The 8,656-nt window shown below is 75.3% G+C and carries 9 protein-coding genes; 5 read left to right on the top strand and 4 right to left on the bottom strand.

All coding sequences use genetic code 11. From position 1 onward, the window contains the following. Positions 1-61: 61 nt before the first annotated feature. Positions 62-1,351 (bottom strand): MFS transporter, encoded by a 1,290-nt coding sequence (locus LG632_RS28570; RefSeq protein WP_226730636.1) that lies wholly within the window; start codon positions 1,349-1,351, stop codon positions 62-64. A gap of 202 nt (positions 1,352-1,553) precedes the next feature. On the opposite strand from LG632_RS28570, the gene LG632_RS28565 reads away from it, so the two are divergent. From LG632_RS28565 to LG632_RS28555, 3 genes are all read left to right on the top strand, one after another. Continuing rightward, positions 1,554-2,594: a BadF/BadG/BcrA/BcrD ATPase family protein gene (locus LG632_RS28565; RefSeq protein WP_226730634.1), complete on the top strand. Its 1,041-nt coding sequence runs from the start codon at positions 1,554-1,556 to the stop codon at positions 2,592-2,594. A gap of 269 nt (positions 2,595-2,863) precedes the next feature. After that, the gene (locus tag LG632_RS28560) at positions 2,864-3,955 is read left to right on the top strand and encodes a carboxylate-amine ligase (protein WP_226730633.1); all 1,092 of its coding nucleotides are present in this window, start codon (positions 2,864-2,866) and stop codon (positions 3,953-3,955) included. A gap of 11 nt (positions 3,956-3,966) precedes the next feature. Continuing rightward, positions 3,967-4,941: an SLAC1 family transporter gene (locus LG632_RS28555; protein WP_226730631.1), complete on the top strand. Its 975-nt coding sequence runs from the start codon at positions 3,967-3,969 to the stop codon at positions 4,939-4,941. On the opposite strand, the gene LG632_RS28550 is transcribed toward LG632_RS28555, so the two are convergent. Then, a complete protein-coding gene (locus LG632_RS28550; RefSeq protein ID WP_226730629.1) occupies positions 4,938-5,711 on the bottom strand; it encodes a peptidoglycan recognition protein family protein in 774 nt (257 codons plus the stop codon). The two genes, LG632_RS28555 and LG632_RS28550, sit on opposite strands and share 4 nt — an antisense overlap. 65 nt (positions 5,712-5,776) lie before the next feature. After that, on the bottom strand, positions 5,777-7,159 hold the full coding sequence (locus tag LG632_RS28545) for a hypothetical protein (protein ID WP_226730628.1): 1,383 nt from the start codon (positions 7,157-7,159) through the stop codon (positions 5,777-5,779). A gap of 189 nt (positions 7,160-7,348) precedes the next feature. Here LG632_RS28545 and LG632_RS28540 point away from each other — a divergent pair, with 189 nt between their 5' ends. After that, positions 7,349-7,558 carry a hypothetical protein gene (locus LG632_RS28540; RefSeq protein WP_226730626.1) on the top strand — a complete coding sequence of 70 codons (210 nt, stop codon included), beginning with the start codon at positions 7,349-7,351 and terminating at the stop codon, positions 7,556-7,558. A 19-nt stretch (positions 7,559-7,577) separates the two neighbouring features. On the opposite strand, the gene LG632_RS28535 is transcribed toward LG632_RS28540, so the two are convergent. Next, entirely contained in the window at positions 7,578-7,847 is a 270-nt protein-coding gene (locus LG632_RS28535) for a hypothetical protein (protein ID WP_226730624.1), read from the bottom strand. A gap of 184 nt (positions 7,848-8,031) precedes the next feature. On the opposite strand from LG632_RS28535, the gene LG632_RS28530 reads away from it, so the two are divergent. Beyond that, a complete protein-coding gene (locus tag LG632_RS28530; RefSeq protein WP_226730638.1) occupies positions 8,032-8,442 on the top strand; it encodes a rodlin in 411 nt (136 codons plus the stop codon). Positions 8,443-8,656: the final 214 nt, after the last annotated feature.

Raw genomic sequence — 8,656 nt, 5'->3', positions numbered from 1 at the left:
CGTGGCCCGGCCCGCAATGTTGACGCCCGGCACGTCCGGCGGTGGGGCGCCGACGGGACCGTCAGGCGGTGGTCGCGCCTGACGCCTCCTTCGCCGCGCGGCGGCGGCGGGCGTCCTCGTCCGTGGTGGCGTCGTACGTGATCAGCTTGGGCAGGACGGCCGCCAGCAGGGCCACGGAGGCCACGCAGGCGAGGCCGCCGCTCCAGAACGCGCTGCGGGTGCCGGTCCAGCCGGCCACGGCGCCCGCGCGCAGCTGGCCCAGCTGGGGCCCCACGCTGTACGAGAGCACCTCGATGCCGGCCAGCCGGCCCCGCAGCTCCTCGGGGATGGTCTGGTTCCAGATGGTGGAGCGGCCCAGACCGCTGAGCATGTCGCCGGCACCGGCCACCGCCAGGCACAGCAGCACCACCCAGATGTCGGTGAACCAGCCGGCCGCGGCGATCGCCAGGCCCCAGACCCCGGCGCCGAACACCACCAGCAGGCCGTGCCGCCGGACCCGGGAGGCCCAGCCGCTGGTCAGGCCGAGCAGCAGCGAACCGACCGAGCCGGCCGCGTACATGAGCCCGATCGCCCAGGTGGCGTCCAGTTCGTCCGCCAGGAACGGGAAGATGGTGTTCGGGAACGCGAAGAACATCGCCGCGAGGTCGACGGCGTACGTGCCGAGCAGCACGGGCCGGCTCCAGGCGTACCGCGCGCCTTCGAGGATGCCGCGCAGCGAGGGCCGCTCGGCGTCGTGCGAGGGCGGGGCCGGGCTGAGCCGGGCGCAGATCAGGACCGAGAGGACGAATCCGGCCACGGTGACGGCGTAGGCCGCGGCGTGGCCGGCGTAGGCGACGGTCACACCGGCCAGGGCGGGTCCGGCGATGGCGCCGACCTGGTAGCGCAGCGCGTTGAGCGCGGCCGCCGCGGTCAGCTGGTCGTGCGGGACGATGCGGGCCATGAACGAGTCGAGCGCGGGCCGCTGCAGTCCGGCCAGGCCCGAGACGCCGGCGGCGACCACGTAGAGCGGCCACAGCAGGGGCTCCGGCAGCAGGGCGTTGACCAGCAGGACCAGCGCGAGCAGGCCGAGGCCGGCCTCGGTCAGCAGGATCAGCTTGCGGCGGTCGACGGCGTCGGCCAGGGCCCCGCCGTAGAGGCCGAGGACCACGAGCGGGACCAGCTCCACCGCGCCCATGGCCCCGACGGCCAGCGGCGAGTCGGTCAGCTCCTTGATCTGGAGCGGCAGCGCGATCAGCGCCATGAAGCTGCCGAAGAACGTCACCACGCCCTGGACGAACAGCAACCGGAAGTCCCGGCTGGAGCGCCAAGGGGACAGGTCGGGCAGTATCGCGGCAAAGGGGGAGCTGGTCACGACGGACGATCGTCCGTCACGGCCACGGCGCGCGCAAACGGTTTTCCGCGGGAGCGGGGGGGGAGGCACGGGGCCGGGACGTGGCCGACGGGCACGGGGCCGGGACGGGCACGGGCCGCGGCGCGCCCGTGTCGGGCGGTGACGGGTACGGGCCGGGCGGCACACTGGGGGCACGCGCCGTCCCGTGTCAGGAGGAGCCCGGGTGGACCGCTCCGGCCGAGCACAGCCCGTCCCCCGCCCCGTCCCCCGCCGCGGCACCGCACCAGGCGTCGGCGACCGCGTGGTCGGCGTGGACGTCGGGGGCACGGGGGTCCGTACGGCGCTCGCCCGGCTCGACCCCCAGGGCCGCCCGCGGGTCGTGGCGGAGGTCGAACGGCCCGTGCCCGCCCGGACCGGCCCCCGGGGCATCGACGCCGAGGCCCTGCTGGAGACGTTGCTGCCCGGGCTCGACGTGGTGCTGCGGCGCGGCGGGGCCCGCTCGGTGGCGGCGGTCGCCGTCGGGGCGACCGGGATGGCCTCGCTCGGCGCGGACCTCGCGGAGCGGCTGCCCGGCCCGCTCTCGGCGCGGTGCGGGACCGGGCGGCTGGTGCTGGCCGCCGACGCCGTGGCGGCGTACGCCGGCGCGCTGGGGGCGCGGCCGGGGGTGGTGGTCGCGGCGGGCACCGGGATGATCGCGCTGGGCACCGACCTGGCCACCGGCTGGCGGCGGGCCGACGGCTGGGGGCACCTGCTCGGTGACTGCGGGGGCGGCGCCTGGATCGGGCGGGCCGCGCTGGACGCGGCGCTGCGCTGCCACGACGGGCGCCCCGGCGGGTCCGCCGCCCTGCTGGCCCTCGTCGTGGGCAGGTTCGGGCCGGTCGGCGGCCTTCCGGCGGCCTTCCAGCTGCGGCCCGACCGGGCCGGGCTCCTCGCCTCGCTGGCCCCGGCCGTGGCGGCGGCCCGGGCCGAGGGCGACCCGGTGGCGGCGGGGATCCTACGGCGTGCGGCCGAGGAGATGGCGGACACCGCGGCGGCGGCCGCGACCGGGCTGGACCGCCCGGCGTTCGCCCTGACCGGCGGGCTGTTCGAGATGGCGGGGCTCCGCGAGGAGGTGGGCGAGCTGATCGGAGCCCGGCTGCCCGGTGCCGGACTGCGCCGCTCGGAGGGCGATCCCCTCCTCGGTGCCCTGCGGTTGGCGGCCGGCGCCGCGCGCGGCGAGCTCCCTTGGCCGGTGGGGGCACCGCTGCTGAGGCTGGTGGGGTGACCCCGGCACCGGCCCTCCCGCCACCACCGACCCTCCTGCCACCACCGACCCACATGCCGCCGCCGGCCCTCCTGCCGCCGCCCCTCCCGCCGCCACCGGCCCTCACCCCGGCTCCGGCCTCGGCCCCGGCTCCGGGGCGGCCTCGGCCCCGGTCGGCCGCGACTGTTTCGCCGCTCGCGAGCGGCCTGCCCGCCCCCGTTCGCGTGAGCCGTCGCGTCCGTTCGCCGTAGTCGCCGGTGGGCCGGGTGCGGGGCGGGTACCGAAGGGGAGTGATCACGCTCGGCGTCGAGGAAGAGTTCCTGCTGGTCGATTCCGCTTCCGGCCTCCCGGTGCCGCTCGCGGGCAAGGTGCGGGCGGCGGCGGGGCTGCAGGCCACGCTGGACACCGGGGAGGTGCAGTCGGAGCTGCTCCAGGCCCAGGTGGAGGTCGCCACGCCCGTGTGCGGGGACCTCGTGGAGGTCGTCGGCCACCTCCGGCGGCTCCGGCACGCGGTGAGCACCGCGGCGGAGTCGTTCGGCTGCCGGCTCGCGGCCTGCGGCGCCGCCCCCGTCCGGACGGCGTCGCCGGTGCCGGTGACGGAGTCGTCCCGCTATCTGAGCCTGCGCGCGCAGGCGCCGCAGCTGGTGGCGGAACAGCTGATCAACGGCATGCACGTGCACGTCGGCGTGCCCGACCGGGCCACGGGGGTGGAGGTCCTGGGCCGCATCCGGGTGTGGCTGCCGACGCTGCTGGCCATGGCCGCGAACTCGCCGTACTGGGACGGCCGCGACACCGGCTTCGCCAGCTGGCGGACCATGATCTTCGGCCGCTGGCCGGTCAGTGGACCACCGCCGCGGTTCGAGAGCCTCGACGACCACGAGCAGCGGGTGAAGGCCCTGCTGAACTCGGGGGTCATCGGGGACACGCGCCAGATCTACTGGCAGGCCCGGGTCTCCGACCACTACCCGACCGTGGAGATCCGCTGCCCGGACGTCCAGTTGCGCACGGACGAGGCGGCCCTGGTCGCGGGCGTCGCCCGCGCCCTGGTGGCCACCGCGCTGCGTGAGACCGAGGCGGGTCTGCCGCTGCCGGTGTGTCCGCCCGAACTCCTCAAGGCCACCGACTGGCACGCGGCGCGGCACGGCCTGGGCGGCTCGCTTCCCGGGCCCGACGGCCGTCCGCGCGACGTGCGGCACGCGCTGCGCCGGCTGCTGGAGCACATCGGCCCGGCCCTGGCGGCCGCGGGGGACACCGAGCAGGTGACGTCGCTGGTCGAGGGGCTGCTGCGGGACGGCAACGGGGCGGACCGGCAGCGCCGGGCGCACGCGGAGGGCGGCACGCGCGCGCTGGTGGACCTCGTCACGGAGCAGACGCTGGCGTGACGACCGCCGGCGTGACGACTGCCGGCGGCAGGAGCACCGGCGTCGGGGAACTGCCCCCGGCCGCGGGCGGTGCGGTGATGGCGACCGCGGTGCTGTCCGTCGGGATGCACCTGGTGGGCGCCGAGACCGTCTCGCGGGTGCTGCTGGGGCTGGCGGCGGCGCTGTGGCTGCTGCTGGCCGGGGTGTTCCTGTCCCGGCTCGTGAGCGACCGCAGGCGTTGGGTGCGCGAGGCGGACACCCCGGCCGCGCTCACCGGGGTCGCGGCGACGGCGGTCCTCGGCGTGCGCTGCCACGCCCTGGGCTGGCAGGCCGTACCGGAGGTGCTGCTGGCCCTGGCGTTCGCGCTGTGGCCGGGGCTGCTGGTGTCGGTGCTGCGGCACGGCGGGCGGCGGGTGCCGGGCGCGGTGTTCCTGGTCAGCGTGGCCACGGAGGCGCTGGCCGTGCTGGCGGCCGACCTGGGCGGCGCCGTGTGGCGGGTGCTGCCGTGGGCGGCGGCGGTGCTGTGGTTGCTGGGCCTGGCGCTGTACGTCGAGGCCTTCGCCCGCTTCGACGTGGCGCAGGTGGTCGACGGCCGCGGCGACCAGTGGATCGCCGCGGGCGCCCTGGCGGCCGGCGCGCTGGCCGCCGACAAGCTCTGGTCCGCCTCCTCCGGCCCGGCGGCGGGCCGCTCGGGACTGTACGACGCGATGCTCGTCCTGCTCGTGCTCGCGTTGCTCGGGTACGCGGTGCTGGCGGCGGCCGAGGTGGTCCGGCCCCGCCTCACCTACGACGTCGCGCGCTGGGCCACGGTCTTCCCGATGGCGATGACCGCCGCCACCGCCCTGTCGGTCGGCACGACGGTCCGGGCGCCCTGGCTGAGCGCCCTGGGTTGCGTCCTGCTGGCGGCGGCGACCGCGGCCTGGCTCCTCACGACGTACGGCGCGGCGCGCCGCCGACTGCGCCGGCAGCCGGCGGGGACACCGGCGGACCCCGGCGCGCCGCGCTAGCGGGCGGTGCCGAGGACGGGGATCCCGTCGGGGAAGTAGTCCGACTGCCCGAGGCCGCCGCCGCCCGGCAGGTCGCGGACGAGCTCCCACAGCGGGTCGGTGGCGGTCTCGCCGGTCCTGCCCGCCACGTCCCGGCGCAGCTTGGGCAGCATCGCGTAGAGCCGGTCGCCGGGGCATCCGGTGTCGTTGAAGTCGCGGTGGCCGTAGATCTCGGCGGCGGGGATGCGGTACTGCCGGCAGATGTGCGCGCACATCTCCACCAGCGCCGCGTACTGGGCGGCGGGGGGCTCCACGCTGGTGTACGTGCCCTCGTTCTCGATGCCGATCGAGGTGTTGTTCTGTCCGACGCAGTGGGCGGCGCGGACCTGCCGCGCCCCGGCCCGCAGTTCGTCCAGACTGTGGTGGCGGCCCTCCATGACGAAGGCGCCCCGGCTGATGGTGAAGTGCTGCCCGGTGTCGATCCAGCCGTGGGTGTCCATGTGGTAGCGCTGGATCGCCCGGGCGAGGGCGTAGGCGCGGTCCTTGGAGTAGTCGGTCACGTTCGCGGTCGCGGTGTGGTGGATGACGATCCGCTGCGGCGGCGAGTCGAGGATCACGACCTGCTCGGACGCCGCTCTGGCGCCCCACGTCCCGCAGGCGGCGATCTCCGGTCCGGTGGCGGCGCGGGCCCGCGCGGCGGCGGCGAGCGGCAGCGCTGCGGCCGTACCGAGGGCCAGCGCGCCGGTGAGCAAGGTCCGGCGGGTGAGCGGCGGTTGCAGGCGTGAGGTCATGGGCGCCCATTGAAGGCGCCCCGCCCGGGCCCCTCACGCAGGCGCTCCGCACCGTCCGGGGACAATCACCCGGTGGAGTGCCCGCTCCTGGCCCGCTCCTGGAGTTCGGCGAACGGCACCGCCGCCCGGGAGCCGCGCACGACGACGACGCCGTACGCCTGGGCGGCGCTCCTGGCCGCGCCGGGGTCGGCGGGGTCGAAGGCGCGCCGGCGGCCCGGCGGGGCGACGTCCACGTACAGGTAGGGCCACTGGCCCTTGCGCACCCACCAGAAGGTCACGCGCCGCTCGCCCCGGGTGACGTTGCCGATCTCGCTGCTGCTGGTGATGTCGGCCTGGTAGCGGAAGTAGTTGACGTCCTGAGGGCCCTGGGGGTCGTTCTCCTTTCCCTGCGCCTCGATGCCTTCGCGGTACTCCATGGAGCGCTCGTAGTCCGGGCTGATCGTCATCTTGTCCTTGCGGACCGCGTAGAGCTCGGTCTGCGCCGTGACGGTTTCCAGGTCGGTCCGCTGCGGGTTGATCACGACGACCTCGTCCCGGGTGATCTCCTCCCCCGGGCTGAGCAGTTGTCCGGGCGGCGCGATGAACTCACGGGCCCTGATCAGGTTCCTCGGCGCGGCCTCCGGCCCGCCCCGCACCCAGAGGATGGTGCCGAGCACGTACACCGGCACCTGTCCGGAGTTCTTCGTCGTCAGATGGACCGGCAGGAACATCTTCGTCCCCGCCTCGTTCAGGGTCGGCTTCCTGAATTCGGCCCTGCTCAGGATCACCGGGGACGTCACGGAGGGCAGGTAGATCAGCGTGTAGCCCAGGTTGGCGACGGCCAGCAGGAAGGAGACGACCACGCCGACCGCGATGCTCCGGGGATGCAGCAGTCCCTTCCACGCCCGCGCGCGCACCAGGACCCACAGCGCCCACGAGGACCAGATCAGGAGCACGATCCACAGCCACAGGTACGGCGTGTACACCCCGCCGTCGATCTGTACGAGCAGCAGCACCAGGCCGACGAGGAACGCTCCGACGGCTCCGCAGAGCACGACCACGCCGGAGAACCGCACCTGCCGCCGGCCCCAGTGGTCGATCGCGGCAGCCGCCGCGGCGAGCTCCACGACGGCCGCGGCGAGGAAGGTGATGCCGGCGATCCGTCCGAAGTAGGTCAGGGCGCTGGAGGCGTCTTTGAAGCCGATCTTCACGAGCACGGCCGTGGTCAGCAGGCAGCCGGCCACGACGAGGGCGCCGAACGCGCGTCTGCGCCAGCGGCGGTCGGGCCACACCGTGCTGTCCCCTCCGAGCCAGTGGATGGCGTGGTCGAAGGGGAGTCCGGCCCGGCGCAGCAGGCGTTGCAGTTCCTTGCAGGACCGCACCTTGCCCGCGGGCTTGCCGTCGATGTGGACCTTGCGTAGCCCTAGGTCGTCCGGCGGCCCTACGTCCACCGAGGGCACGTTCTCCATGGCACCCAGCGTGCTGCCGGACGGGGCCGGACGCCCGCGCAGGGCGCCTCCGGAGGCCGTCGCCCCTGGGGTGACGGGCACCCGGCCGTCACCCGAATGGAGCAAGCGGGTGCCTCGTGCCGCGCCGTCGGCGGGGGTGCGGGGCGACGGTGGGCAGGACCGCGTCGTTCGACCTTGCGGGAGAACCCCATGCGTACACGACTGCTCGGTTTCCTGGTGGCCGCGCTCCTGGCCGTCCTCGCAGCGGCGGCGCCCACCGTCCAGGCGGCGGACCCCTCGCCCACCCCCACGGTCACCTCCCAGGAGTGCACCGCGGGCGGCGGAAGCGTGGAGTACGACTCCGACAAGGGGCAGTGGAGCTGCATCGGGGGCGAGCACGACGGCGAGGCCGTCCCCTGAGCCGGACGCCGGGATCACCTCACGGCAGGTCGCCCGCCCAGTCCCACCGGCCCGGGTCTCCCGGGCGGGGGGCGTAGGTGGCGCGGCCGCCCGGTCCGTAGCGGCCTATCTCCGTGGGGAGGGCCACCTGCTCGGTGAGCGCCGAGGCGGGCCAGGCGGTGACGTCCAGGAGGAGGCCGTCGAGGGGGCCGCCGACCAGTTCGCGGTAGGTGCGGCCCGGTCGGGGGCCGGGGTCGGGGTCGTCGTGGTCCGCGCCGTAGACGCGGCCGCGCATGATCTGTTCGTCCATGTCGTCAGCGTGGCAGAGGGCACTGACAACGGGCGGGCGCCCTGTTGACGTACGCGCGCACCGGCTTCGCACGCGCACGCCGGTGTCGGGCTGTTCGGGTGAAGCTGCGCAACCCGCGCCGGGGTGGGCCGTTGATCACGGTACTGCTCCATTAGGGGCACTCGTGCGAAGAGAAGGACCCATGATGCTGAAGAAGATGATGGCCACCGCGGCCGCGACCGCTTCGATCCTCGGCGCCGGCGCCGCCGTGGCCGCCCCGGCGATGGCCATCGGCAACGACAACGGGATCAACACGGTCAACGGCAACGGCGCCACCCAGATCTACGGCAACCAGAAGACCGAGGGCGCGATGAGCCCGCAGATGAGCCTGGTCCAGGGCACCCTGAACAAGCCCTGCATCGGCCTGCCGGCCAAGGTCAACGCCCAGTCGATCCTGGCGCTCGTCAACGTCGGCGTCCAGGACATCAACGTCCTGTCCAACCCGATGAACCAGCAGTGCACCGAGAACTCCACCCAGGCCAAGGGTGACGAGTCCCTCTCGCACATCCTCAGCAACATCCCGGTCCTGTCGGGCAACCTCTCCGCGGGCAGCTGACGGCGGAACCTCCCGTTCCGGCCGGGGCCTCCGACGCCTGCGCGAGTGCCCAGGGGCCCCGGCCGTCCGCCGCTCCCCCGGCGCCCCCTCTCCGGGCACTCTCCCTGCCCCTCCGGGCAGTCCCCTTGCCTCTCCGGGCACTCCCGCCGCGACGCACTCCGCGTCGCGGCGCCGCGGGGGCGGGGGCGGCCCCCCCCCCCCCCCCGCGCCCCCC

The organism is Streptomyces antimicrobicus, from assembly GCF_020532625.1.
In the GTDB taxonomy this organism is placed as follows: domain Bacteria; phylum Actinomycetota; class Actinomycetes; order Streptomycetales; family Streptomycetaceae; genus Streptomyces; species Streptomyces antimicrobicus.
This window is presented reverse-complemented; position numbering and strand designations above follow the sequence as displayed.